The following is a 479-nucleotide window of genomic DNA, read 5'->3' as shown; positions in this document are numbered from 1 at the left end:
GCGACGGTTGCTGCTTTCTGGGCGGCGGAGCGGACGTGCCACAACAAGATCACCGCGTTGTGGGGCGGGACGCAGATGGTGGCCGGTGATGGTTCGGAGCGTGCGGATCAGTACGGGTTCTCCGCGGAGGACATGAAGAACGCGAAGCTTCCCTGGGGTGACCCGGTGGAGGAGAAGCATCACTGGTACGAGGTCGGCCACTGGGTGAAGTCGTTCGTGTGGGACGGCCTGATCGTCGACGGTATCTGGGGCACGATCAAGGGCCTGGGCACGCTGGTCGGCTTCGGCGGCTGGGAGGCGATGGGCCAGGCGTGGAAGGGCCTGGCGCAGCTGGCCACGGGTCTGGCGCTGACCTCGATCCCCGGGGTGGGCACCCTGTTCTGGGCGCTTCCCGACGACAAGCTCCCCTCCTGGATCCGTGACTCGCGCACCGCGATGAAGGAGACGGGCAAGGCGCTGGTGGCGTGGGATGAGTGGGG

General features: G+C 67.4%; 1 pseudogene. It reads left to right on the top strand.

Annotated features, from left to right (window positions below):
• A pseudogene (locus KWI83_RS37880) lies at positions 1-479 on the top strand (protein phosphatase); the annotation flags it as partial.

The sequence above is a fragment of the Streptomyces sp. TRM70350 genome (assembly GCF_019219825.1).
Lineage (GTDB): Bacteria > Actinomycetota > Actinomycetes > Streptomycetales > Streptomycetaceae > Streptomyces.
Note: the sequence above shows the minus strand (reverse complement) of the source record. Positions and strands in the feature narration are given on the sequence as shown.